25 protein-coding genes are annotated in these 23,605 nt (G+C 74.0%); 13 read left to right on the top strand and 12 right to left on the bottom strand.

Annotation, left to right across the window (positions count from 1 at the left end):
- The first annotated feature begins 9 nt into the window (after positions 1-9).
- Together ACQP17_RS17810 and ACQP17_RS17805 are read left to right on the top strand one after the other, a co-directional pair.
- Positions 10-738, top strand: a complete 729-nt coding sequence (locus tag ACQP17_RS17810; protein ID WP_433857161.1) for a class I SAM-dependent methyltransferase — start codon at positions 10-12, stop codon at positions 736-738.
- Positions 735-2,063 carry a glycosyltransferase 87 family protein gene (locus ACQP17_RS17805; protein WP_433857160.1) on the top strand — a complete coding sequence of 443 codons (1,329 nt, stop codon included), beginning with the start codon at positions 735-737 and terminating at the stop codon, positions 2,061-2,063. Before ACQP17_RS17810 ends, ACQP17_RS17805 begins: the two co-directional genes overlap by 4 nt.
- On the opposite strand, the gene ACQP17_RS17800 is transcribed toward ACQP17_RS17805, so the two are convergent.
- Positions 1,979-3,544 carry a serine/threonine-protein kinase gene (locus tag ACQP17_RS17800; protein ID WP_433857159.1) on the bottom strand — a complete coding sequence of 522 codons (1,566 nt, stop codon included), beginning with the start codon at positions 3,542-3,544 and terminating at the stop codon, positions 1,979-1,981. The two genes, ACQP17_RS17805 and ACQP17_RS17800, sit on opposite strands and share 85 nt — an antisense overlap.
- Before the next feature lie 173 nt (positions 3,545-3,717).
- On the opposite strand from ACQP17_RS17800, the gene ACQP17_RS17795 reads away from it, so the two are divergent.
- Positions 3,718-5,253, top strand: coding sequence for a protein kinase domain-containing protein (locus ACQP17_RS17795; RefSeq protein ID WP_433857158.1), 1,536 nt, complete (start codon positions 3,718-3,720; stop codon positions 5,251-5,253).
- A gap of 132 nt (positions 5,254-5,385) precedes the next feature.
- On the opposite strand, the gene ACQP17_RS17790 is transcribed toward ACQP17_RS17795, so the two are convergent.
- Together ACQP17_RS17790 and ACQP17_RS17785 are read right to left on the bottom strand one after the other, a co-directional pair.
- Positions 5,386-6,294, bottom strand: coding sequence for an SCO2400 family protein (locus tag ACQP17_RS17790; protein WP_433857157.1), 909 nt, complete (start codon positions 6,292-6,294; stop codon positions 5,386-5,388).
- An 852-nt stretch (positions 6,295-7,146) separates the two neighbouring features.
- The gene (locus tag ACQP17_RS17785; protein ID WP_189096609.1) at positions 7,147-7,494 is read right to left on the bottom strand and encodes a MerR family transcriptional regulator; all 348 of its coding nucleotides are present in this window, start codon (positions 7,492-7,494) and stop codon (positions 7,147-7,149) included.
- A gap of 572 nt (positions 7,495-8,066) precedes the next feature.
- On the opposite strand from ACQP17_RS17785, the gene ACQP17_RS17780 reads away from it, so the two are divergent.
- From ACQP17_RS17780 to ACQP17_RS17770, 3 genes are all read left to right on the top strand, one after another.
- Positions 8,067-8,270 (top strand): cold-shock protein, encoded by a 204-nt coding sequence (locus ACQP17_RS17780; protein WP_006604579.1) that lies wholly within the window; start codon positions 8,067-8,069, stop codon positions 8,268-8,270.
- Positions 8,271-8,664: 394 nt separating this feature from the next.
- The gene (locus ACQP17_RS17775) at positions 8,665-10,197 is read left to right on the top strand and encodes a DEAD/DEAH box helicase (protein WP_433857156.1); all 1,533 of its coding nucleotides are present in this window, start codon (positions 8,665-8,667) and stop codon (positions 10,195-10,197) included.
- 95 nt (positions 10,198-10,292) lie between these two features.
- Positions 10,293-10,574 carry an SCO5918 family protein gene (locus tag ACQP17_RS17770; RefSeq protein WP_364873740.1) on the top strand — a complete coding sequence of 94 codons (282 nt, stop codon included), beginning with the start codon at positions 10,293-10,295 and terminating at the stop codon, positions 10,572-10,574.
- Between the two features lie 107 nt (positions 10,575-10,681).
- Here ACQP17_RS17770 and ACQP17_RS17765 read toward each other — a convergent pair whose 3' ends face one another.
- The 3 genes from ACQP17_RS17765 to ACQP17_RS17755 all read right to left on the bottom strand — a co-directional run bounded on the left by ACQP17_RS17765 (position 10,682) and on the right by ACQP17_RS17755 (position 11,530).
- Entirely contained in the window at positions 10,682-10,960 is a 279-nt protein-coding gene (locus ACQP17_RS17765; protein ID WP_433857155.1) for a hypothetical protein, read from the bottom strand.
- A 100-nt stretch (positions 10,961-11,060) separates the two neighbouring features.
- Entirely contained in the window at positions 11,061-11,324 is a 264-nt protein-coding gene (locus ACQP17_RS17760; protein ID WP_364873744.1) for a hypothetical protein, read from the bottom strand.
- Positions 11,321-11,530 carry a hypothetical protein gene (locus ACQP17_RS17755; RefSeq protein ID WP_433857154.1) on the bottom strand — a complete coding sequence of 70 codons (210 nt, stop codon included), beginning with the start codon at positions 11,528-11,530 and terminating at the stop codon, positions 11,321-11,323. Before ACQP17_RS17755 ends, ACQP17_RS17760 begins: the two co-directional genes overlap by 4 nt.
- Positions 11,531-12,039: 509 nt before the next feature.
- Here ACQP17_RS17755 and ACQP17_RS17750 point away from each other — a divergent pair.
- The 3 genes from ACQP17_RS17750 to ACQP17_RS17740 are packed head-to-tail and all read left to right on the top strand — an operon-like array spanning position 12,040 to position 14,926.
- On the top strand, positions 12,040-13,698 hold the full coding sequence (locus ACQP17_RS17750) for a hypothetical protein (protein WP_433857153.1): 1,659 nt from the start codon (positions 12,040-12,042) through the stop codon (positions 13,696-13,698).
- Positions 13,695-14,267 (top strand): hypothetical protein, encoded by a 573-nt coding sequence (locus ACQP17_RS17745; RefSeq protein ID WP_433857152.1) that lies wholly within the window; start codon positions 13,695-13,697, stop codon positions 14,265-14,267. The genes ACQP17_RS17750 and ACQP17_RS17745 overlap by 4 nt, the downstream gene beginning before the upstream one ends.
- Positions 14,268-14,272: 5 nt before the next feature.
- On the top strand, positions 14,273-14,926 hold the full coding sequence (locus ACQP17_RS17740) for a DUF3558 family protein (protein ID WP_433857151.1): 654 nt from the start codon (positions 14,273-14,275) through the stop codon (positions 14,924-14,926).
- A 196-nt stretch (positions 14,927-15,122) separates the two neighbouring features.
- On the opposite strand, the gene ACQP17_RS17735 is transcribed toward ACQP17_RS17740, so the two are convergent.
- Entirely contained in the window at positions 15,123-15,353 is a 231-nt protein-coding gene (locus ACQP17_RS17735; protein ID WP_433857150.1) for a hypothetical protein, read from the bottom strand.
- A gap of 474 nt (positions 15,354-15,827) precedes the next feature.
- Entirely contained in the window at positions 15,828-16,568 is a 741-nt protein-coding gene (locus ACQP17_RS17730) for a phosphotransferase (protein WP_433857149.1), read from the bottom strand.
- Between the two features lie 198 nt (positions 16,569-16,766).
- On the opposite strand from ACQP17_RS17730, the gene ACQP17_RS17725 reads away from it, so the two are divergent.
- Complete coding sequence (locus ACQP17_RS17725; protein WP_433857148.1) at positions 16,767-17,777, top strand: squalene/phytoene synthase family protein; 1,011 nt, start codon at positions 16,767-16,769, stop codon at positions 17,775-17,777.
- 506 nt (positions 17,778-18,283) lie between these two features.
- Here the strand turns inward: ACQP17_RS17725 and ACQP17_RS17720 are convergent.
- The gene (locus tag ACQP17_RS17720) at positions 18,284-18,712 is read right to left on the bottom strand and encodes a hypothetical protein (protein WP_433857147.1); all 429 of its coding nucleotides are present in this window, start codon (positions 18,710-18,712) and stop codon (positions 18,284-18,286) included.
- 349 nt (positions 18,713-19,061) lie between these two features.
- Between ACQP17_RS17720 and ACQP17_RS17715 the strand changes: the two genes are divergently transcribed.
- Positions 19,062-19,766, top strand: a complete 705-nt coding sequence (locus ACQP17_RS17715) for a M24 family metallopeptidase (protein ID WP_433857146.1) — start codon at positions 19,062-19,064, stop codon at positions 19,764-19,766.
- A gap of 19 nt (positions 19,767-19,785) precedes the next feature.
- On the opposite strand, the gene ACQP17_RS17710 is transcribed toward ACQP17_RS17715, so the two are convergent.
- Together ACQP17_RS17710 and ACQP17_RS17705 are read right to left on the bottom strand one after the other, a co-directional pair.
- Positions 19,786-20,502, bottom strand: coding sequence for a hypothetical protein (locus ACQP17_RS17710; RefSeq protein WP_433857145.1), 717 nt, complete (start codon positions 20,500-20,502; stop codon positions 19,786-19,788).
- Positions 20,499-20,846 (bottom strand): PadR family transcriptional regulator, encoded by a 348-nt coding sequence (locus tag ACQP17_RS17705; protein ID WP_433857144.1) that lies wholly within the window; start codon positions 20,844-20,846, stop codon positions 20,499-20,501. Before ACQP17_RS17705 ends, ACQP17_RS17710 begins: the two co-directional genes overlap by 4 nt.
- A gap of 310 nt (positions 20,847-21,156) precedes the next feature.
- Here ACQP17_RS17705 and ACQP17_RS17700 point away from each other — a divergent pair, with 310 nt between their 5' ends.
- Both ACQP17_RS17700 and ACQP17_RS17695 read left to right on the top strand, forming a co-directional pair.
- Entirely contained in the window at positions 21,157-21,936 is a 780-nt protein-coding gene (locus tag ACQP17_RS17700; protein ID WP_433857143.1) for a LamG domain-containing protein, read from the top strand.
- 139 nt (positions 21,937-22,075) lie between these two features.
- A complete protein-coding gene (locus ACQP17_RS17695; RefSeq protein ID WP_364873768.1) occupies positions 22,076-22,660 on the top strand; it encodes a sigma-70 family RNA polymerase sigma factor in 585 nt (194 codons plus the stop codon).
- 3 nt (positions 22,661-22,663) lie between these two features.
- On the opposite strand, the gene ACQP17_RS17690 is transcribed toward ACQP17_RS17695, so the two are convergent.
- A complete protein-coding gene (locus tag ACQP17_RS17690; protein ID WP_433857142.1) occupies positions 22,664-23,605 on the bottom strand; it encodes a hypothetical protein in 942 nt (313 codons plus the stop codon).

The following is a 23,605-nucleotide window of genomic DNA, read 5'->3' as shown; positions in this document are numbered from 1 at the left end:
AAGGTATCCATGCACACGGTCCTCGACCGCTGTCACCGCACGCTCTTCGCCGTGCTGTCCCTCTTCGGTGTCCGCGGCCAGGAGCGGTTGCTGCACCGGTACTTCGACTGGTGGCACCGGCGGCCGGACCCGTGGAGGCTGGCCGTGGACGACTACGAGCAGTTCAAGTACGCGACGACGCTCGGGCAGCTGCCCGAGCGGCCCTACCGGCGGATCCTGGACGTGGGATGCAGCGAGGGCACCTTCACCCATCGCCTCGCGGCGGCCTACCCGCAGGCCGACATCACCGGTGCGGACATCTCCGAGCGCGCCCTCGCCCGGGCCCGCGCCGCCGGCCCGGTCCCCCGGTTCGTCCGGCTGAACATCGTGACCACCCCGCCGGCCGGCCGCTTCGACCTCGTCTTCTGCGCCGAGCTGCTCTACTACCTCGGGCGCGCCCGGCAACTGCGGCGGGCCTGCGCCCATCTGACCGCGGCCGTGGCGCCCGGCGGGCTGCTGGTCCTGGTGCACCCCTGGCCGGAGGCCCGCAGATTCTGCGCGTACCTGGAGGCCGAAGCGGGCCTGCGCCGCGTCGCCGAGCACGTGGAGGCCGACAGCTGCCGCCCGTTCGCCGTCAGTGTCTACGAGGCGGCCGGGGCCTGGGAGGCGGCCGGGGTCGGCGAGGCGGCCGGGGCGCCGGACCCCGCCGTGCCGCGCCGCCCCGCGGAGCACGGCCGGCGGACGGGCCGCGGCGCGTGAGCCGCGGGGTCCGCCTTCCTCCGGGCCGGACGGGCGGGTGGCGTACGGCACCGGGCCGGGGCCGCGCCCACGCGCTGCGCGGGCTGTTCGCCCGGCACCCCGGCCTCGTGCTGCTGCTGTCCGCCACCGCGCTGCTGTTGCTCGTGTGGCTCCCGGCGTGCCTGCGGACGGGCCTGATCGATCTGCGGGTCTACCGGGCCGCCGCCCCGCATCTGGCCACCGGCGACCTCTACGCCTTCCGCCTGCGCCTGCCCGGCCCGCACCTCTTCCCGCTGCCGTTCACCTATCCGCCCTTCGCCGCCCTGCTCTTCCTCCCGCTCGGGCTCCTCACCTGGCCGGTGGTCAGCGGCCTGTGGACCGCCGCCTCGGTGGCGGCGCTGTGCGCGCTGGTCCACTGCTGTCTGCGGCTGGCCGACCCGGCCGCGCCGGCCGTCCGTCACCGGCGCCGGGTGTTGCTGTGGAGCGCCGCCCTGCTGTGGACCGAACCGGCCGCCGTCACCTGCGCTTTCGGGCAGATCAACCTGCTGCTGGCGGCGCTGGTCGGCTACGCGGTCCGGCGCCGGGCCGCGGCGACGGCGGGGCTCGGCGCCGGCCTCGCCGCGGGCATCAAGCTGGTCCCCGCGGTCACCGGCCTGTACTTCCTGGCGCAGCGGCGCTGGGCGGCGGCGGGCTGGACGGCCGCGGTGTTCCTCGCCACGGTCGCGGCCGGCTGGTGGGCGGCTCCGCACTCCGCCGCCGAGTTCTGGCTCCACGCGGTCGGCGAGGCCGGCCGGGTCGGGCCGGTCGGCTCGGTGCTGAACCAGTCGCTGCGCGGGGCCCTGTCGCGCACCCTCGGCCATGACGTCGGCTGGTCCGCGGCCTGGTGGGCGGTGGCCGTCCCGGTGGCGCTCGCGGCGTCGGCCGCGCTGGTGCGCACGGCCCGCCGCGGCGACCGGCTCGGCGCGCTGCTCGCCGTCCAGTTCACCGGGCTGCTGCTGTGCCCCGTCTCCTGGTGCCACCATTGGGTCTGGGCCGCCGCGGCGGTGCTGTGGCTGGTGTACACCGCGCGCCGGACCCGCTCGCGGACCGTCGCCCTGCTCGCCTGGTGCGCCGTCCTCGCCGGCTACCCCATCCACTGGCTGGAGCTGGCCCAGCCGGACATCACCGTGTTCGGCCGCCCCTGGTACCTCGCCGCCCTCGGCTGGTGCTATCCCGTCTGCGCGGTGCTCACCCTCGTCGCGCTGTGCGCGCGGACCGGCGGCTACGAGGGCAGCCGGATGCCGTTGACGGCGTGGTCGAAGACCGGCCGGTACCGGTTCCACTCGGCGTCCGGCGCGGAGAGGTAGACGACGTACCGGGTGTGGTCGGCACCGCTGAAGGCCAGCTCGGCCGCCCGGTAGGTGCGCGCCCGGCCCGGGAAGGTGAACTCCCAGTACCCGGCGGGCCGTCCGCGGAAGGTCGTGGGATCCATCCGGACCCGCTCGTATCCCGGGTTGTCCCGGCGGGTCTGGGCCTCCTCGGTGTCCCGCCAGTGCCGGAGCGGATCGGTCCCGGCGAACGGCGCGATGTTGATGCGCAGGCCCACCAGTTTGGTGGGGTCCACATAGGCGGCCTCGTCGCCGGACACGGACCGGCGCGTCCAGCCGTCCCGTACGGGGAGGGAGACGCCCGTGCCCTCCTTGGCGAGGTGGTATCCCGCGGGCAGCGGCGGCGGGGACGGGCGGGGGCGCTTCGGGCCGTCGGTGGTCCCCGGCGGCCGGCCGGCCGCGGCGCCGGAGCCTCCTGCGGGCCACAGCAGCACCCCGCCCACCGCACAGCCGGCGGCCGCCACCGCGGCGAGGCACCACCACAGCGTGCGCCGGCCGCGGCGGCCCTTCCGGGCCGTGGTGGGTTCCCCGGCGGGGTGGGGGCGGGTGGGCGGTTCGGGGGCGGCGCCGGGGCCGGCTCCGGGGGAGGTCCGGGGAGCCGGGGCGGCCGGGTCGGCCGGGGCGCCGGCGTCCGGCGGGGTGCCGGCCGCCCGGCCGAGGAGGCGCTCGGCCTCGTGGGCGGCCATGCGCCGGCCGGGGTCCTTCACCAACAGGCCCTCGATCACCGGGGCCAGTTCGCCGGCGCTGCGCGGGGGATCGTGCGCGTCGACGACCGTGGCGTAGGCCGTCTCGATCGCGGTGTCCCGCCGGAACGGGGGGCGGCCCTCGACGGCTTCGTACAGCGTGGCGCCCAGGGACCACAGGTCGCAGGCCGGGCCGGGGCCGGTGTCCTGGCTGCGCAGACGCTCCGGCGCGAGGTAGGGGATCGACCCCACCAGCTCGCCGGTCCGGGTCAGCGAGGGCGTGCCGGACTGCACGGCGATCCCGAAGTCGGTGAGGACGACCCGCCCCCCGTTGCCGAGCAGCACATTGGCGGGCTTGACGTCCCGGTGCAGCACCCCGGCGTCGTGCGCGGCGCGCAGTGCGGCGGCCATCCCGCAGCCGATCCGGGCCGCCTCGCCGGGCGCCAGCGCACCCTCGCGCCGGAGCAGCTCCCCCAGCGTGACGGAGGGGACGTACTCCATGACGATGCAGGGCAGACCCTCGTCGTCGACGACGTCGTGCACCACGATCACGTTGGGGTGGGTGATCCGGGCGGCGCTGCGGGCCTCGCGGCGGGTGCGCTCGTGGAGCGTGCGGGCCTCGTCGTCGTCCAGATGCGGCGGTACGTGCAGCTTCTTCACGGCGACCGGCCGGCCGAGCACCTCGTCCTCGGCCCGCCACACGGTCCCCATGCCGCCGCGGCCCACGCGCTGCACGAGCCGGTACCGGTCGGCCACGAGTCGCCCCAGATCGGACACCGCGGGTCTCCTTCACCGCACCGGAACACTTTCCGGCCACCCTAGCCCGTACACCTGAACGAGCCACCGGGCGGGCGCGGACCGGACCCGGCGCCCCTCCCCGCGGCGGAACCCGCCAGCGCCCGGGGGCGTCTTCCGGCGTGTCGGCGTCGACGGTCCGTGGAGGAAACCCGGTGGAGAACAGGATATTGGGGCAGCGCTACGAGCTGGTGGAGCAGCTCGGGCACGGGGGGATGGGGACGGTGCACCGGGCCCTGGACCACCGGTTGCGCCGTACCGTCGCCGTCAAGACGCTCTCCGCCGAACTGGCGCTGCAGCCCGAGTTCCTCTCCCGTTTCCGGCGCGAGGCGCATGCCGCCGCCGCGCTCAACCACCCCGGCGTCGCCACCGTGCACGATGCCGGCGAGGACGCCTCCGGCGGCGTGGCCGAGCCCTATCTCGTCATGGAGTACGTGGAGGGCACCACTCTCAGCCACGTCCTCAAGGGCGGGGCGCTGCCGCCGGAGCGGGCCGTCGATGTCGTGGGGCAGGTGCTGGAGGCGCTGGAGCACAGCCACCGGCACGCCATCGTGCACCGGGACATCAAACCCGCGAACGTGATGCTCGCCGGCACGGGCCGGGTCAAGGTCGTCGACTTCGGTATCGCCAAGGCCCTCAGCGAGGTGGCCACCCGGCTGACCGGCACGGGCGTGGCGGTCGGCACCCCGGCCTATCTGGCCCCCGAGCAGATCAAGGGCGGCGACACCGACCACCGCACGGACCTCTACGCCGTGGGGTGTCTGCTGTACGAGCTGTTGACCGGGCGGCCCCCGTACACCGGCGATTCCCCGTTCTCCGTCATGCACCAGCATCTGACCGCGGACCCGGTGCCGCCCTCGCGGCTCCGCCCGGACCTGCCGCCCGCCCTCGACGCGGTGATCGTCCAGGCGCTGCACAAGGACAGGAAGAACCGCTTCGCCGATGCCGCCGCGATGCGTACGGCGCTGACCGCGGCGGCCCGGGTCACCCCGCCGCCGCCCGTCCCGACACCCACCGCGCTCGACCCCCGGGCCGCCGCCGTGCCGGCTCCGGGGACGCCCGCACCGCCCCAGGACGCCGTCCCGGCGCCGCGGTCCGCGCGCCGGCGGCCGGCCCGGGTGGTGTTCCGCCCGACGGCCGAGGGGGCGGTCGCGCTGCTGGGCTGTCTGCTGTCGCTGGTGATCTCCCGGACCGACGTGATCGAGGGCAGCGCCTTCTCCCGGGTCGCCCTGCTCGCCGCGGTGGCGGGGGCCGTGCTGCTGCTGTGGTCGGCGCGGCTGGCGTGCGCGGTGGCCTGGGGCCCGGTGGCGGAGGCGGTGGCGGTGCTCTCCGGGCTCGCCCGCGGCTACATCGGCTGGGACACCCACTACGTCATCCTGGCGCTGATGCTGGGGGTGGTCGCCGTGCTGTGCCTGGCCGCCGGCTACCGGGACGAACGATCGGGCGGATTCGCGCTGGTGGCCTTCTGGTTCACCGCGCTGACCGCCGTCTGGTTCTTCCTCGACGATCTGCGCAAGATCGGCGTCTTCTACGTCCTGCTGCTGGGCGTCCCCCTCGCCATCGGCGCCCAGGTCCTCAAGTCCCGCACCCGCCCGCCGTCCCCTGCTCCGCACGGCGCCCCGCAGCCACCCACGACCGCACCCGCCGGCCGCCGCCGCGCCCGCGAGGGGGCGGGCGGCGCGCTCCGCTGAACGGGGCCGCGGGGCGAGGACCGGGTGGCCCGGCCCGCCGAGCGGGACCGGGACGGGGCGTGCCGGCCGGCCGGTGCACCTCCCCGGACGTCCCACTGCCGTGCGACGCCGAGGCCATGCCGGAGGGCGGCGTCAGCCCACGCACACCACGCCCAGGAGGCACACCGGCGAGGTCGGGTCGGCCGTCGGGGCGGTCGGGGCCGGGCTCGACGGGGAGGTGCTCGTGGCCGGCGGGTTGTCGGTGCCGGGGCGGGTGGTGGACGGGGACGGCGTGACGCTCGGGGCCGCGACGCGGTGGTCGTCGTGCGCGGTGGCCGGCGCGGAGGTGACGTGCGGAGCGGCGTGCGGGGCCGCGGAGTGGCGGGGCGCGGTGTGGGTGGCGGTCGGCCGCGGGCTCGCCGGGGCGGCGGGCGGCGTGCTCGCCACGGTGGGCTGCGACCGGCCGGCCGCCCTGGAGGGGCGGCTGTCGTGCTGCCGCGAAGGGTGCCCGTCCGGCTCCTTCGAGGACGCACCGGTGTTCACCGTCCGGGGCGTGCCCACGCCCTCCGGGTGGGGGGATCCGGCCGCCTGGGTGTGCCCGGTGGCCGGCTTGTTCTGCAGGAGGCTCGCGGTCAGACCGCCGCCCACCAGGGCGAGGGCCGTGGCGGCCGCGGCCCGCCGGCGGTACTTCTTCCAGCGCGCCAACTGCCGACGCCGGGCCGCCCGGCCGAGCCCGTCGGGGGCGGCACCCTCGTAGCCACCGGCCGCACCGTCGCCCGTACCGCCGTTGTCGCCGGCCGCCGGCTCACCGGCCGCGGCGTCGTCGACGGGTCCGGAAGCGGGGTACGGAGCAGCGGGGAAGGCCCCCGCGGCGGCGTCCTCCCTCGCGGGCCAGGCCTCCCACGAGGACTCGGCGGCCTCCGCACGCGGCTGGGCGGCAGGGTTCAGCTGGGAGGGGCGGCGGCGGTGGGACGGCGGGGCGATGTCGGGGGCGTAGTCACCGCATCCCGGGCACACCAGCGCCCCATTGAGATTCCGACGGCAGGACGAGCAGTAATCCATCTGCGATCTTTCTGTGCTGGCTGCGCCGCCAGGGACGCCGGCGACGTTTTTTCACGTTCGCACGCGGGATCGAGCGGCCAGCAACGCTAACGGCACATACAGAAGGCAACGCGTAGAGCTTGTAACGCTTCCGTGCAGATTCCTTACCCATCGGTATTTCCGCTCCGGACATGTCCGCACGAATACCGGGATGCACCAAGGAAATTGGCGACGCCCGCCGATCCGCCTTATACGGGGCGGGAATTCGCTTCCCGGATACCCGCCCCGATAGGGGAGAATTCGCGCGGCGGGTGCCGGGTGTCCGCGCCCGCGGCCTGTCGCGACGGCCCGTCCGCGCCCCGGGCCGTGGCCCGCCCGTCGCGCCGGGACAGGCCCGCCACCGCCCTGCGGACCGCTTCTTGATCTTCCCGGGCCCGCCATGCCGAAACCTGACCCGGCCACCAAAAACCCTGACGGTGTGCGGGTTTTGAGGAAGCGTCATATTCGACAGGAGTCGAGGGGGCGGGGAAAGGAATTCACCGCCGGGGAGGCCGAGGAGGCTGAAGAAGCCAGGGAGGCCGGGGAAGCCGGGGAAGCCGGGGAAGCCGGGGAAGCCGGGGAAGCCGGGAAGAGTGAAGTGGCGCATAGGCAGGGGGAAGTGGCCCGGCTGGACACCGCGCGCTCGGAATCAATCGCGGTGTTCGCAATCGCCTCTTCGGGAATCCCCGGGACCTCGTGAACCAAGACCACGGGAAAGGTGCCCGGATCACCGCCGCAGGGATCCGGCCGCGAGGCCGCCGGTGGGGCCGTCGGCGGGGCCGGCGGGGAGGGTGTCAGCGGGGCCGGCGGTGAGGCCGTCCGTGAGGCCGTCGGTCAGGAGCCGGTGTGCCGGTCCGGTCGGCCCTCGTGCCGGCGCAGCTCGTCGTTGAGGCGCAGGGCCTCTTCGAGCTGGTCCTCGAGGATGATGATGCGGCAGGCGGCGTCGATCGGGGTGCCCTGGTCGACGAGTTCGCGGGCGCGGGCGGCGATGCGCAGCTGGTAGCGGGAGTAGCGGCGGTGGCCGCCGCCGGACCGCAGCGGGGTGATGAGGCGGGCTTCGCCCAGGGACCGCAGGAAGGCGGGCGTGGAGCCGATCAGCTCCGCGGCGCGGCCCATCGTGTAGGCGGGGTAATCGTCGTCGTCGAGATGGCCGGCGGCGTTCGGCCGGGGTTCCGGAGCCATGCGCACCCTTCTTCCTGGGCATCCAGGGGCCCGGGTCCGTCTGCACCCAAGGCCCCACCGGGGTCGGTCTCCGCCTGTCCGCCCGGGAACCGCGTCCGGGTCGGGGCGCACTCCGTGGCCCTGCTGCCAGGCAGTGCTCGCAGTGCGTGGCCCGCCCTGCCGGACGGCTGCGCGCTGCGCGACCGAGCCTATCCGCTGGCGGTGAAGAATGTCTATTGCGGCCGCTACAGATTTCGGCCGGTCGGGGCCCGGGCCGGGAGGGCGGCGCACATGGATTCGGCGTTGAATGGCGATGAATATCTCATGTCGCCAACAGAGAAATTACGGACGCGTGGGCACCGCTTCCGGGCTCGGGGGTGGTCGGCCGGGAATCCTCTGTGCGGTGTTGTATGAGCCGTGCTACTGTCGATATCAGTTGCAGTTGTGGTTCCCGAAATCTTCAACGCTTCGGCCGGCCGAGCCGGTGGGAGCGTTTTGTGTAGCCGGAATTTTTCCGGATGGGAGAATCATCGCGGCGACGCGAGGCTCGCGCAGTGCGGGTCCAAAGAATTCCCCGAATGGAGAAATAAGATATGGCTACTGGCACCGTGAAGTGGTTCAACTCGGAAAAGGGCTTCGGCTTCATCGAGCAGGACGGTGGCGGCGCTGACGTGTTCGCCCACTACTCGAACATCGCCGCCCAGGGCTTCCGTGAGCTGCAGGAGGGCCAGAAGGTGAGCTTCGACGTCACCCAGGGCCAGAAGGGCCCCCAGGCGGAGAACATCGTTCCCGCCTGAAGCTGAAGCGTGCAACGCTGGGGCCCGCGCCTTGGGTGCGGGCCCCAGCGCTTGTCATTTCGCGGCCCACGCGGCCGTGCCGCCCGGTGGCTCGCGCCGTCCGGGGCGCGGGCGACGGGGGCGGCCGCCGCGGGACGGCGCAGCCGGTCATCACCGGCCGTCGCCGCGGCTTTCGAGTCCTGCCGTTCGAGTTCCTTTTTCGAAGCCTGCCGTCCGATGTCCTCGGCCGGCCCGCCGCGCAGAATGCCGAGATATTCCGGCGCGCATACCTCGAAAATCTCGTTCGCAGCCGGACCTGTTTCATATCTTGTTCGACTCGTTCTGGCGATTCTCCGTGTGGTCCGCAGGGCCGAGGATTCCTCGTACGTGTCGCTCTCGACCGAGGAAGGTTCACATGAACCGCGCAGCACGTACGAACGGCCGCACCACCCGAACGGGTCAGGGCAGCCCCACCACCCGGGACCGTTCCAAGACACCCAACCGAGCCAAGGCACCGAACCGCGCGAAGAATTCCCGCCCCTCGGGTGGCCGGAAGGGCCGCTCCGGCGCTCCGCAGGGGGAGTACAGCGTCCCGGCGCCCCTGACCCCGCCGCTGCCGGCCGTCGCCGCGTTCGACGAGCTGGACATGCCGCAGCCGCTCCTCGCGGCGCTCGCCGCCGAGGGCGTGACCGTGCCGTTCCCGATCCAGGCGGCGACGCTGCCGAACTCGCTGGCCGGCCGGGACGTCCTGGGCCGTGGCCGCACCGGCTCCGGCAAGACCCTGGCCTTCGGCCTCGCGCTGCTCGCCCGCCTCGCCGGGCAGCGCGCGGAGTCCCGCCGGCCGCTGGCCGTCGTCCTCGTCCCCACCCGGGAGCTCGCCCAGCAGGTGACGGACGCGCTCACCCCCTACGCCCGCGCCCTGTCGCTGCGGCTGGCCACGGTGGTCGGCGGCATGTCGATCGGCCGTCAGGCCGGCGCCCTGCGGGACGGCGCGGAGGTCGTGGTGGCCACCCCCGGGCGGCTGCGGGACCTCATCGCGCGGGGTGACTGCCGGCTGGACCGGGTCACCGTCACCGTGCTGGACGAGGCCGACCAGATGACCGACATGGGGTTCATGCCGCAGATCACGGCACTGATCGACCTGATGCCGGCCGACGGTCAGCGGCTGCTCTTCTCGGCCACCCTGGACCGCAACGTCGACGCCCTGGTCCGCCGCTACCTGCACGACCCGGTCGTGCACTCGGTCGACCCCTCCGCGGGGGCGGTGACCACGATGGAGCATCACCTCCTGCACGTCCACGACGCCGACAAGCACGCCACGACGACGGAGATCGCCGCCCGTGACGGCCGCGTCATCATGTTCCTGGACACCAAGCACGCCGTGGACCGGCTCACCAAGCACCTGCTGAAGAGCGGGGTGCGGGCCGCCGCGCTGCACGGTGGGAAGTCCCAGCCGCAGCGCACCCGCACCCTGGCCCAGTTCAAGGAGGGCCAGGTCACGGCCCTGGTCGCCACCAACGTGGCGGCCCGCGGGATCCACGTCGACGACCTCGACCTCGTCGTCAACGTGGACCCGCCCACCGACCACAAGGACTATCTGCACCGTGGTGGGCGCACCGCCCGCGCCGGTGAGTCGGGCAGCGTCGTCACCCTCGTCCTGCCCCACCAGCGCCGCGAGATGGACCGGCTGATGGCCGACGCCGGGATCACCCCGCGCACGGCCAAGGTGCGCTCCGGCGAGGCCGAACTGAGCCGTATCACCGGCGCCCAGGCCCCCTCGGGCATCCCCGTCACCCTCGCCGCCCCGGCCGCGCAGCAGAACGCGCCGCGCACCGCGGCCTCGCGCCGCCGTCGGGGAGGCGGCGGCCGGGGGCGTCGCTCCGCGGCGTCGGCGCACGGGCGGGCGCCCGTGTCCCGGGACCGCTCCCGTGGCGGCGCGACCGCATGATCCGTCCGTCCGGACCGCTCACGCCATGAGCGGCCGCATCGATCGGGACCCGGCAGGAAGCGCCGGGTCCCTCCCTTCAACCCTGTTGAGGCACCATGCGATGCGTTATCGCCCACTTCCCCTTCGACTTCGTCAAGAGTGAGGTGGAGCAGCTCATGGCGGGGATCTCGCCGGAGCCCGCTCTCGGCCCGTGTGTGGTCATCGGCCGCCGCACCTACCCCGTCAAGCAGGTCGGTGCGGTGATCACGCGGCAGGACCGCCGGGACTTCACGGCGGGCGAGATGACCAGGGCGCTGACCCGGCTGGGCTTCACCTGCGTCACCCCGGCCGCTCCGGCCCCGCCGGAGTCCACCGAGCTGCCCGGGCTCCAGTTCTGACCGTCGCGTGGTGACGGGCCGCCGCGGTGCGGGGGAGCCGCCGGCGGTACCGCCGCCCGTGCGTCCGGCCGCCGTGCGCCCGGCTGCCCGTGTGCCCGGCCGCCCGGTCAGCCGCGGGCCTCGCGTTCCTCCTCCTCGGCCTCCATCTGCCGGATGCCCTCGTGCGTCAGCGTGACCAACGCGGGCGTGTGGTGCGTGGTCCAGTCGACCTCGACGAGCCCTTCGCCCGCCAGATACCGGCACGCGGCGGCCAGATCCTGTTCGGGCAGCCCCAGGTCGTCGCGCAGCCGGACCCCCGAGGTGTCCAGCCGGTTCTCCGCGGTGGCCCGGTACAGCGCCTTCAGGACCGCCGCGCGGTAGCTCTTGCGCTCGTGCAGTGTTGCCATGGCTGCCGCTCGCTCCTCGGTTCGCTACGCCCCCGGGGCCGGCGCCGCCCGCCCACCGGCGCGGCCGGGGCTTCGCGGGCCGCGGCCGGCACCGGCCCCTTCACATCTCGTCCGCCTGGAGACGGCGGTACCCGGACGACTCGCTGGTCACCAGCCAGGGGCGGGGTGGCCCCGCGGTGTGGGTGGTGTCGACCGTGAGGTGCAGGCGGGTCCCGCCCTCGCCGCCGGCGGGGTAGCTGCGCTGCTCGGTGGCGGCGAAGCGGCTCCGCAGCGCCTCCGCGATCAGCCGGGCGACCTCCGGCGTCGCCGCCACGATCCGGACCTCCGCGTGCCCGGCCGCGGGCAGCGGCTGGGGGTGTCTCATCGCGGGCCGCCCGGAGGGACGGCGGGTGGGTCGGGGAGCCCGGCCGCCCGTCGGCGCGCCGCGCGCCGGTCCCCGCGGGCCGCCGCGCCCCGTCCGCCGTGGCGTGCCGTGCCCGGGCCGGCCTGCGGCCCGCTCCGCAGGCCGAGCAGGTACGCGACCACGATGATCAGGGCCAGGATCGCGGCCACGGTGACGACGGTCTCCATGCCCTCACACCCTTCGTGCCGACGGGCGTCCGCGCGGCGGTCCGGGCTCCCGGCCCGGGAAGCTCCCGCCGACACCCGGTGGTGTCGCTGCCGGTCTTCTCGGTCATACCGCGACCTGTCCCGGGCTCGCGGCTCCCGCGACCCGGTGGTGCTGCCGGCCGGGAGACACACCCGTAAGAGAGCCGTTCCACGAAGTGCTCCCGGTGCTTTCACCCTACTCCGCACCCCGCTCCCGCCGCCCTCCGCGAGGCCCGCGCACCGCCCCTGAGCTGGGCAGATGCCCCCGGCCCCGACAGAGCCCCGGGCCCGGAACACGCCCCGGCCCCGGGCAGTCCGCCCGGCCCCCCATCCCTCCCCCATCCCTCGCTCTTCCTCACAATTCGGATGCTTACCGACACTGCGCCCGAATCCCTTCCGGGGGCGGCGGCCGAGGGTCATACTGTCCCTACTGAAACTCACTCAACTTCCTTGTTTCGAGAGTGAGTTCGACCATCGGGGGGTGGGTGCTCGTGCCTGAAGAGTCCGCCGCGTCGCCGCCGGACGGCGCTCCGCAGCACATCCGCAGCGAGGCCACCCGGCTGCTGTGCGCGGGTGTCTACTTCGACAGTCAGTTCCGCCGCCGCGTCATCGAGCAGCTGGTCGAGCACGAGGAGCGCCCGGTCGCCCCGTCGCTCGGCATCGACGTCCTGCCGGTCCTCGCGCACGCCCTGCGCGCCCGCCGCCGGGAGGCGGAGACCGGGCTGGCGCTGCTGGTGGTCTGGGCGGGATTCGTCGCCTGCTGGCCGGCCGGCATCGGGTCGGAGACGCTGCTGCCGGTGCCCTGGTTCCTGGCGTACGGGCTGGTCTGCGGCGTGTGCTGGGGCGTTCGCGGGGGCCGGGGCGCCGTCTTCGCGCTCGGCCGCTCGGTGCTCAAGGAAGCCACCCGCGGCCGGCTGAAGGCGGTGCTGCCGGTCCTGCCGTTCGCCGTGACGTTCGCGTACTGGGCGCTGGTGCTCTTCACCCTCTTCAGCGGCGCCGACGCCTGGGCCGCCGTGATCTTCCCGGTGCTGCTGGTCCCGCCCGTGTGGGCCTACCGCGCGCACGTCTCCTCCGTGATGCGCCACCGGCTGAGCCGCGCCGCCCATGCGCGGGCGCCCCGCGAGGAACTGCCGGCCGGCGAGCAGTATCAGCGCATCGGCGCGGCCATCGACCGTGAACAGCACGCGCACCTGGCGATCTACGACCCTTTCCGGCCGTTCGTCGGGGCCGGCGAACCGTACAAGCCGTGGTCGTTCGTCATGGAGCTGAAGCGGCGGGAGCCGCAGAAGCAGCTGGGCGGGGTGCCGCGACCGGGCGCGGACGCGGACGCCGGGGCGCTCACGGGCCGCGAGGTCATCGACCTCATCAAGCCGCGGCTGGAGGCCCTGCGCACCTCGGCCGCGGTCAGCAGCCGCGACCGCCTCCGCTCCCTGGAGGTCGACGAGATGGTCTATCTGCCCGTCGGGGTCGCGCGCGGCGAGGTCAGGTACGACCCCGCCAATGTGCGGCGGCACCTCGACGGCGCGGTCGGCGAGGGCGGCGAGGCGCGCCGGCACTTCCTGCGGGTGCGCGTCGGGGCGTGGGACGAACAGGTCGGGGTCTCCCTCCTGGTCCGCGTCCACACCCAGGGCGGGATGCTGGTCCTGGAGGTCGTGCCGCACATCCTCACGCCCGTCCGCCCGGAGTTCCGTTCGGTGGACGTGATCGCCGCGCAGGGTACGGACGATGTGCTGCGCGATGCCGTGCGCTGCCTGCTCACCAGCCCCGCGGCGGGGTTCGCCGCCGCGGTCTCGCTGCTCCGCACGGCCGTCTCCCTCTTCCGTACCTGGCTGACGCTCCCGCAGTACGCGCTGCCGGACGGGCCGGTCACCTCGGTGCGGGAGCTGGGCAGCGTGCACGAGGTGTCGCTGCTCCAGGAGATGGACATCAGCCGGTACGTGAAGACGCTGCAGGACCGGATCGCCGGCGGGGTGCGGACGGCGCTGCGCACGAAGGGCTACGAGTCCGGCGAGTTCGAGCAGTACGTCGTCAATGTGAACGGGGGCGGGGTCTTCATCGGCGAGATGAGCGGTGGCGCGGTCGCGACGGGTGAGCGGGCCTCGGCGAAGCAGCAGGACATCACGGTGAAAGCGGGGGGTGGCCGGTCATGACCACGGGGATGCGGGAGCCGGCGGAGGACGAGGGAGCGGGCGGCGCGGCCGCCGTCCCGCCGTCCCCGCCGAGTGCTTCAGGCGGAATCAGTGTCGGTGTGCTGACCGGTGGCGCGGTGGCCGCCGGCGAGGGGGCGACGGCCGAGGACCGCGCGCAGCGCGTCGGCCGGCCCGCGCCGCCGCCCGGCGGCGGGGGGCCGCCCGTCGGGCCCCCGGCCGCCGGCGCCGTCAGCATCGGCGTCATGAGCGGGGGCGCGGCGGCCTCGGGGCCGCAGGCCAGGGCCCTGGACGCCACCACCCAGGTGCTCGACGCACCGGACGCACTCCTCGCGGCCATGGGCACCCTGCGTGCGCAGTTGCGTCTGCTCAGCCCCAGCGACGAGACGTCCGACGTGGACGCCCGGCTCGCCGAGGCCGAGGAGGAGATCGAGGCCACCGGGCAGGTGCGCCGCAGCCGTCTGCAGTGGCTGCGTGAGCGGCTCGACCTCGGTGCGACGGCCGCGGCCACGCTCGCCTCGGCGGCGGCCGTGGTGCAGCAGATCACGCAACTCTTGGGCAGGCAGGGGTAGTCGGCGTGGACCAATGGGACGAGGAGCGGCAGGACTGGGCGGCGGCGCCGCACCAGGACGGACCGCCATCAGGCAGCAGGCCCCGGCGCATGCTGGTCGTGGCGGTCGCCACGGTCCTGCTGGCGGCGGCGGCCGGCACGGGCATCTGGCTGCTGGCGCGCGACGGCAGCGACGACCGCATGGACCAGGGCGACGTCCTGCCGGGCGTCGTGCCGTCGAGTTCGCCGACCGGGTACGGGTCCTACCCGACGGCATCGGCCTCCCCGGGATCCGCGAGCGACCCGTGCGCGGTGCTCGACGCCACCACGGCCCAGCAGTTGGGGCTGGGCACGGGCCTGCCCGACGACCCGAGCAACTCCAGCGTGCAGCTGAAGTCGTGCAAGTGGAGCTACGCCGGCTCCGACGGCCGCGAGACCGCGACGTTCCACCTCATCTACACCCGGGACGTCCCGGTCTCACCGTCGCCGACGCCGATCCCGGTCGCCGGCGTACCGTCCGCCGCCGCCACGGGCAACGACAACGCCTGCGTGCTCCTGTGGCCCGCGTCGTTCGGCGAGGTCCTCGTGCATGTCGCCCGGGTCAACGAGGGTCCGCAGCGCGACCTGTGCGCTCTCGCCTCGGACTTCGCGGCGGCGGTGGCGCCGCGGGTGCCGAAGTGAGCCCGGGGGCCGGGGGGTTCGCGATTCCCTGACCCCGGCGGCCGCTGAGACCGCCGTGGGCCCCGTCAGGCGCCGAGAGCTGCCGTGGGCCCCGGACGCGCGAGCGTGCCGGGGCCCATGACCACCCCACCGGAAGACACTGCGGGCGGCGCGACGAACCGGTGGGACGGGCGGTGCAGCGGTGTTGCGTGACGTGTCAGATCCCCACGCCGCCGGAGAAGCCCGCCTGGCCGGAGACGGGACCTATCTGGCCGCTCACGCCACCCGAGACCGAGCCGCCCAGCGCGGGCAGCGCGGGCAGGCCGGGCAGGGCCGACGCCCCGCCGCCCAACAGGTTTCCGGCCCCGAGCATGCCACCGGACACCTGGTCCAGCTCGTGGTCGGCGATCTCGTGCGTCTCGTTCCGGGGCATGGAGTCCTTCTGCATGACGGCCCTTTCCTTCGTTGTTCACGGTGATCCTGAGCGGTATCGGCCGCCCCGGCGACAAGCTGACGCTGCCGGTCCGGCGGCCGTGGCAGAGCGGAAGCGGATGTGAGCCTTCCGATCGCTGCGCGATCCCACCACGTCCACGGCGAACCGGCCACTGCGACCCATCGGTCATGTCCCCAGACGTTCCGGTATCACGTGATGTCGGCACGCGGCCCGTTCCACCGGATGGTGACAACTCCTTCACCGGCCTTTGGGCACCCCTGGATTGCCAAGCGGCGCCGGCCGTGCCGCGCGAAGGACAGGGCGCCGCGTGAGGGGCTCTCGCCCCGTGGAGCCGGCATCGGCAGCGCGCGCGTGCCCTTTCTGCACAGAGAATGCGCAGGATTACCGGACCTCGGACGGAGCACCTCGTATCCGGGGATCCCGGGCTCATCTGACGTACCGGAATGCGGCGGGATCGCGGTAGCTGCGTCAGGTGAGGTCCCACAGGCGGCGGTAGAAGCCGCTGCGTTCCGGGTCGGGGGCGATGCCGTAGGCGTCGAGGAGGGTGTCCTCCCATCCCGGCCCGTAGTTCCACTCGGTGCTCCAGGTGGCGACGGCGAGGTCGGCCCAGCGGTCCGCGACGCCCAGCGCGCCCATGTCCACATGGCCGGACCAGGAACCGTCCTCGTGCAGCAGCGTGTTCGGCGCGCAGGGGTCTCCGTGACACACGACGAGCCGGTCCACCGCCGGCTCCGTGAGCGCCGCGGGGACATCGGCCCCCGCACCCCGGGCACGCTCCAGACGAGCGGCGACCGACCAGCCGAACGGGCAGCCGGCCACCGGAAGGCGCTCGTGCAGGGCGCGCAGCCCCACCCCCAGCGCCCGTACCGCGGTGCCGGGATCAGCCTTCCAGCGCGGGCTGACGGCGCTCTCACCGGGCAGCCCACGGGTGACGAGCCAGGCCCCGTCCGCGTCGTCCCCGTGGTCGAGGACGGGGGGCACCGGCGTGAAGCGCCCGGCCCAGTCCAGGCGCGTGATCTCGGCGCCGAGATCCAGTCCGGAGCCGGCCGGCGCCCACTTGGCGAACACCCGGCCGTCCCCGGTGCCGAGCTGAAAGGTCAGCCCACCCAGGGCGTTCTGCCAGACGGGCACCAGAGCCCGCCCGCCGGCCAGCGAGACGATCGACGGCGGGACGTGCACTTCGCGGCCGGGCGGCCCGGAAAGGATCATCCCCTCATGCTGCCTTCGGGGAGGGCGCCGGGGCGAGGGGAATTCGGGGGTGGGGGCGGGACCACTCCTCGGCCGGGCGGCGCGGCCCGCACTCCCGCCCGGAGAATGAGCATGCGCAGCGCTCGGACACGGAGACGCCCCCCGGAACACGGGCCGGACCTCCGACCTCCGACCTCCCACCACCGCAAAGGACACCGGATGAGCACGAGCAAGAGCACGGGCACGGGAATGGGGAAAGGCACGGGCACGGGCACGCGGACAGGTACCCGCCCGGGCCTGCCCCTGCGCATGTGGGCCACCAGGCTGGACGCCGCCGGCATTCACGACCCGCGGCTGCGCGACGACTTCACCCGGCAGCGTGCACGGGTGGCCCGCTACAAGCCCGCGGCCTACCTGGCGGTCCTGCTGCTCCTGCCGCGCCCCCTGGCTCCCCACGTGATCGCCGCCACCGCCTTCATGCACCACACCGACAACCTCCTCGACCACGGCCCGCTGCCCGAGCGCGCCGCCGCCTACGCGGCATGGGAGAAGGAGGTGCACCAGGCTCTGGCCACCGGCGTCAGCGACCACCCCGTGATCCGCCCCCTCCTGCACACCGGCACGCGGCACCCCCGCCTCCTCGGCCACGTCCGCGACTTCCTCAACACCGCCGTCACCGACCTCGAATTCACCGGCTTCGCCACGGAGTCGGACTACCAGCGTTACCTCGACGACTACTCCCTGCCGGCGTTCCTGCTGGTCGCCTGTCTGCTCGCACCCGGCGACGAACCCGCCGGCTACCGCGCCGCCTGCCGCACCTACATCGACGGCAGCCAGCGCCTCGACTTCGTCAACGACCTGGCCGAAGACCTCGCCGACGACCGACTCACCATCCCGCGGGACACCCTGCTCCGCCACGGCGTCACCCGCACCGACCTGCTCCAGGCCCGGGACACCCCCGAAGTCCGCGCCCTGCTGAGCGACCTGCTCCACCAGGCCCGCACCACCCTGGCCGCCAGCCACCCCGTGACGGACCTCCTCCCGCCTGCCAACCGCCCCTTCGTCCGCGCCCTGATCGCCCTCGAAGAAGCCACCACCGCCGCCGCCACCACCAAGGGCCCACGCCTCCTCACGTCCTCGGCACGCCCCGCCCTCCCCGCCATGCTGAAGATCCTCCTCCGCGCATACCGAAGCGCACGGCGCGTCCGCAACGCACCCACACCCCCTTGAGCCGTGCCCCCGCCCCTGCGCCTTCCGGGTTCTGCCGCTCGCGGGGCCGGCGACCGCGGTGAGCCAGGGCGGCACGGCCGCGTACACGCGGGGACCGCACGAATCGTTGCTGCGCGTGCTTCGCCGGCGTACGGCGCAGAGGTCCGCGGCGTATCCGATCGGTCAGCTGCGTCCCGGGGCACGTCTCCTGGATGTCGGCTGCCGGCCGGGTACTCTCACCGCCGATCTGGCCGAGCTGGTCGCGGTGCGCGCGGGTCAACGACGGCGAGCCGGACGCCGGGCGGCGGCTGCCGGCCCGGGCTCGGCCCGCCGGGTTCGCCGACATCACACCGAGCACCGGCACCTGGTGTCACGCCGACGAGGCGGACCGTGCCCACCGGGGCGGCATGTGGCCGACCGCGTCCTGGACCCGGCCATCGCCGGCCAGGCCCGCCGCGACGGCCTCGCCACCGAGGACGACCTGCGCGGCATCTACGCCCCGCTGCGTCGCCCCGGGCGCCGGCTGACTAGTTGTTCTTGCACTTCTTGGTGTCGGTGTTCACGTCCATGATCTCGTTGATGTGCGCGAACTTGTACTTGCCCTGGGCATCGCCCTGGAAGGTGACGCACTTGTAGAACGGCGTCGATCCGTTGTTGTAGAACTTGAAGGCAGCGGTGGTGCGCGTGCCCCCGAGGCAGTGGTTGTTGTAGTAGACCGTGGTGCTCGACCAGCCGGTCTTCCACGAGAAGTTGACCTTCCCGCTCGATCCGCTGCACTTGATGCTGTCCTTCCCCGACTTCGGCGGGGCCTTCGCCGCCAGTGGGGCCGGGACGGAGTGCTGCGAAGCACCCGGCACGGCAGGAGCGGCGGGCGCCGCGGACGCCGGTGCCGAACTCAGACCGAGGCTGAGGCCGACGGCGGCGAGGGCGGCCCCGGCCGAGGTGAGAGTGCGCATCGATTCCCCCAAGAGATCGCGGATCGCTGGATGTTGATCGTTTGAAGACGGTCGCGATCACTAAAGCTCCCGGCCCGGGAGGCGTCAAGGGAGTTAGGGAGTTGTGGACCGGGGGGGGGGGGCGGCAGAGGGCAGGGCCGCTTCGTGCCTCCGGTGGCCCGGCAGGCTTGCTCGGTCGGGGGGACATTCGACGAGTTCGTCGAGGGCGGCATACCCGACCCAGCTCATGGCCGCGCCTGCGTGACGGCCCGGAGGTGGGCGTGTGGGATGGGTGGGCCGGGCGGGTGGCGTAGGGGGCTCGCCCGGTGTTGTGGGTGTGAAAGGCGCGAGGAGGAGAGGAGTGCCGGCAATGGGCGTATCCGAGGGTGTGGACGAGGAAGCGCGGGTCCGGGGGCTGGTGGCGGCGCAGGGCAAGGCGGCGGCGCTGTTCGCGGAGGTCGAGGCGCGGGGGCTGGTGGCGCCGGGGGCCGGTGAGCGGGAGGTCAGTGACCGGATCCGGGATCTGGCGAACGAGATGTTCGGCACGACGAAGCACTGGCACAAGCGGATCGTCCGCTCGGGGCCGAACACCCTGTTCCCCTACCGGGAGAATCCGCCGGACCGGGTCATCGGGGCTGACGACATCGCGTTCGCCGACTTCGGCCCGATCTTCGAGGAGTACGAAGCGGACTTCGGCCGCACCTTCGTCCTCGGCGACGACCCGGTCAAGCACCGGCTGCGGGAGGACCTGGCGGCCCTCTTCGCGGCCGGCCGGCGGGCGTTCGAGGCCGATCCGGAGATCACGGGTGCGGGGCTGTACGCCGAGGTGGCGCGGCTGGCGGCGGAGGCCGGCTGGGCCCTGGGCGGCTGGCACGCGGGGCATCTCGTCGGGGAGTTCCCGCACGAGACGATCGACGGCGCCAAGACGGAGTCGTACGTCGTGCCGGACAACGTCCATCCGATGCGCCGTACCGACCGGGCGGGGCGGCGCTGCCACTGGATCCTGGAGATCCACCTGGTGGACGAGCGCAACGGATTCGGCGGCTTCCATGAGCAGTTGCTGGATCTGGCCTGACGGCGGCCGCCGTCGCTGTTCATGCGGCGGCGGCCGCCCGCGGGCAGGTGCGGTGGCGGATCCAGGTGGCGCCGGCGGCGACGGTGGCGAGCACGGCGGCCGGGGCGAAGGGGGCGGTGAAGAGGAGTTGGTAGTGCCCCACCACGTGGGCGCCGAAGAGGCCGGTGGCGATGCCCAGGAGGGCGGCTGCCGCGAGCAGGGCGGGGAGGGCCTTGGTCAGGGCCCGTACGGTCGCCTCGTGCGCGGGGGCGGCATGGTGGCGGAGCGTTCCGTGGACGGCGCGCCGGACCAGGAAGAAGGCGGCGAGCACGCACAGCGGCAGACCCACCCACATCAGCGGGACGCCGGGGTCGGGGAACTTGCGTATCTCGTGCAGCACCTGGCCGTCGGCCGTGGTGGTCAGGGTTTCGCCGCTGGGGTCGAGGAGGTGCGACCAGTACACCCACCACAGGGCGAGGGCGGCGAGGGCGGGCAGGGCGGCGCCCTGGGCCGCGGCGACGGCGGTCTCCTTCAGGTGCCGGTGGGTCGGCAGCAGGCCGCGTTCGTCCGCCCAGGAGGTGGCCAGCGCCTCGATGTCCCCGCCCAGGTAGTCGGCGACCGAGCGGCCGTCACCGGCGGCGGCGGTCAGGTCCGCGGCCAGTTCCTCGGCCATCTCCCCGATCGCGTCCCGCTCGACGCCCAGGCGGCGCCAGGTCTCGGTGGCCGTGCGTATCGCGTCGTCGACCGTCGGTGTCATGATTCCTCCCGTGCGGATGGGCCGATGAGAGAGCCGATGCTCGTGGCGAACGCGTGCCAGTCACGGTTCCAGGAGCGGAGCATCCGCATGCCCGCGGGGCTGGGGCTGTAGTAGGTGCGGGCGGGGCCGCCGTCCCCGCTGCGGCGTTCGATCTCGACCAGTTCGCGCTTGCGCAGGCGCGCCAGCGCCGGGTAGATCGAGCCGTCCGCGACGTCGAGTCCGGCCCGGGCGAGCCGGACGGTCATCTCGTATCCGTAGACCGGGCCTTCCGCCATCAGGGCCAGCAGGCACATGTCCAGCACCCCTCGCAGCCACTGGGCGCGGGGGGCGGGCGTCTCTTCCATGGCCAGTACCTTACACCGCATGAGTCATGCAGTGCATGCTAGTAGGGGGGAGTGCTGGGACCGGGGGCCGGTGGAGTCGTCGAGGGGGTGTCCGCGGGCCTTCCGGGGGGCCGTTCCGGGTGTCTCGGAGAACCATGTGGAACCACTCATACCGTGGTGTCGCCGCCTGTTCCTGCGCAGGTCAGCACATTAAGGGGCACCCATCCGGCGAGTCGACGGCCTGTCAGACTTCGCGTGCATGGTGAACCACTTCCGGAACGGATCCGTGGTCACCTGTGTCACCTGTATGCCGCACGTCCCGGGGAGATTCATGACGCGCAGATGGTCGCTCATCACCGCGATCGCCGTACTGACCGTCGCGCTGGCCTTCGTCGTCACCCAACTGGTGCGCGGCCAGGGGGCCGGAGGTTCCGCGAAGGACGACACCGGGGGAACGGCGGCCCCGGCGGGGCCGGATGCCGGTACCGGGGCGCTGCGCGGTATCGGGTGGTGGCCGCTGCACCGGTCGGGCACCGCGAAGGCGGGGGAGCACGACGCCGTCGTCAACGGCGGCGCGCAGTGGGCCGACGGGCCCGGCGCCGGCGCCCTGCGGCTGGACGGCACCAGCGGATTCGCGGACACCGGAACCCGGCTCGACACCGCCGGCAAGGACTACTCGGTCGCCGCACGGGTGCGGCTCACCCCCGAGGACCTGAACGGCTTCCACACCGTCCTGTCCCAGGACGGCGACCGGAGCAGCACGTTCTACCTCCAGTACTCCGGCCAGGACCAGAACTTCGCCTTCAGTTTCACCGGTGCCCGTACGGTCGCGGAGCAGGCCGGGCAGCCGCAGGCCGGCCGCTGGTACCACCTCACCGGCACCTACCGGCAGAAGGACCACCGGATGCGGGTCTACGTGAACGGCCGGCTCGCGGGCAGCAGGCAGGCCGCCGGGACGGTGAAGCCCACCGGAAGCGTGGTGATCGGACGCGCCAAGTTCGACGGGAAGCCGGCCGACCACTGGAAGGGCGGCGTCTGCGATGTGCATCTCTACGACCAGGAATTGACGCCTGCTCAGGTGCGCTCGCTTTCCTCCCGCGAACCGGGCTGACGGGCGGGGCCGGCGCCGCCCGCGGCCGGCGGACACGCCGCACACGGCGCACGACCGCTCGTGGCGGCGTCCGCCGGCTCCCCCACGGCCGGCGGCGTCCGTCTCCCCCCCCACAGATGATCCGGAGAGGAAAAGGCCCTTGTCGGCCAGTGCTTCGACCGAAGACCGCATATCCCGCCCCCACACCGCGGAACTCCGCCCCGACGAGTTCCTCAGAGCCCTCTACCAGTGCCACGGCAGCGCGTTGCTGCAGTTCGCCGCCCGACGGCTGGGAGGCGACTGGCACCGCGCCGAGGACGTCCTCCAGGAAGTCGCGATCCGCGCCTGGCACCACGCCGAAGAACTCGACCCGACCGCGGACTCGGTGCGGCCGTGGCTGTTCACCGTGCTGCGCAACCTCGTCATCGACGGACACCGCGCCCGGCAGGCCAGACCGCCGGAGGCCGGTGACCCCGAACTCGCCCACCTCCCGGTGTCCGACGGCGTGGACCACCTGCTGACCTCCCAGGTGCTCATCGAGGCGCTGGGGGACCTGCGGCCGCCGCAGCGCGAGGTGTTGCTGCACGTGCACTACCTGGGGCGCAGCGTCAACCAGACGGCCAGGGTGCTCGGCGTGCCGCCGGGCACGGTCAAGTCGCGAACCCACTACGCCGCCCGCGCGCTGCGGGCGGCGCTGCACAGCCGCGGGCTGCGCGCCGGCGGCCAGGACCGGGCCGCCGGCTGAGCCTCACGCGAGGCGCCCCGCGTGCCGGGTGATGTCCAGGCCGAGCGGACCGGTGTCGAGCGAGCCGTCCGCGCCGGCCCGCCAGGGCCACCCCGCGGGCGCGTCGCCGAGCACCAGCAGCGCGTCCCCGCGCCGCAGACCGTCCAACGCCCCCGCCCGGCGCGGGAGCTGTGAGGCGTCCACGACGAACAGGTGGGGCGCCTCGCCCTCGACGGCGATCCGGCTGCTGCCCTCGATGAGCCGGAAGATCTGGGTGACGTCGGACGACCCGGGCTCCGGCTGTCCCCGGCCGGCCGAAGCCGCCCTGGCGAACGCCTCCTCCAGGCTGGCCGCGCTGTGCAGCCGCGAGGTCCGGGGCGCTTGGCCCCCGAAGAAGCCGTCGCCGGCCAGCGAGCCCACCAGGGTGACCTCGGCGAGCGCGCCCACCGGGCCGGCGAGCGCCTCGGTGACGAGGGCCCGTGCCAGGCTGCGCACCTCCTCGTCCGGACCGGTCACCGAGACCGGTCCCCCCGCCCGGGAGAGGTCGACCAGCACCCGGTCGGCGCCGTCCAGCCCCACCGTCACCGTCAGCGCGTACGGCAGGGCCGGTTCGCCCTCCGGGCCGGGGCGGTGCAGGTTGTCGGGCGAGATCGTCCAGCGCTCGCCGTCGGCCTCGGCGGTCCAGGGCGCGGGGGCGGATTCCTCGCGGCCGGCCAGCAGCAGTCCGAGGCGTGCCTCGGAGTAGACGACGGCGTACAGGTCGGGCAGCGACCGGCCGGAGCGCAGGCACTCACCGGTCAGCCGGCGCAGGCCCGCGTTGACCACGTCCAGCGCCTCGCGCCCCACGACGGCGGCCGAGGCGGCGGCGGGCTTGGGCGGGCGGGGCCGCCGCTCGGTGACGATCAGCGCGGCCACCGCCCCGATCAGCGCCAGCCCCAGCACCACGGCCAGGACGTACCAGATCAT

Origin of the sequence: Streptomyces kronopolitis (genome assembly GCF_050953795.1) — a bacterium.
In the GTDB taxonomy this organism is placed as follows: domain Bacteria; phylum Actinomycetota; class Actinomycetes; order Streptomycetales; family Streptomycetaceae; genus Streptomyces; species Streptomyces kronopolitis_A.
This window is presented reverse-complemented; position numbering and strand designations above follow the sequence as displayed.